The following is a 513-nucleotide window of genomic DNA, read 5'->3' on the forward strand; positions in this document are numbered from 1 at the left end:
GGAAAGGGGTCCGTCAGGAATCGAGAAGCGGGGGGCCATGCCCACGGCTAGCGTGACGGACATGGACATCTCGATTCACGCCAGCTTCCTCCCGCACGACGACCCGGAGGCCTCCCTCGCCTTCTACCGCGACGCCCTCGGCTTCGAGATCCGCACCGACGTCGGCCAGGGCAAAATGCGCTGGATCACGGTCGGCCCCGCCGGCCGGCCCGGCACCTCCATCCTCCTCGCACCCCCCGCCGCCGACCCCGGCATCACCGACGACGAGCGCCGCGTCATCGCCGAGATGATGGCCAAGGGCACCTACGGCTGGATCCTCCTGGCCACCGCGGACGTCGACGCCACCTTCGAGAAGGTGCAGGCGACCGGCGCCGAGGTCGTCCAGGAGCCCACCGACCAGCCGTACGGCATCCGCGACTGCGCCTTCCGCGACCCCGCGGGCAACCTGATCCGCATCCAGGCCCGGGGCTGAGCCCACCCCCATGAAGATCCACAAGTACGACACCGTCATCG

The 513-nt window shown here is 70.0% G+C and carries 1 protein-coding gene; it reads left to right on the top strand.

The features are described from left to right. Window positions 1-61 precede the first annotated feature (61 nt). Window positions 62-472, top strand: coding sequence for a VOC family protein (locus tag L0P92_RS44860; RefSeq protein ID WP_234768864.1), 411 nt, complete (start codon window positions 62-64; stop codon window positions 470-472). The last annotated feature ends 41 nt before the right edge of the window (window positions 473-513 follow it).

Source organism: Streptomyces muensis (genome assembly GCF_021474425.1).
Lineage (GTDB): Bacteria > Actinomycetota > Actinomycetes > Streptomycetales > Streptomycetaceae > Streptomyces > Streptomyces muensis.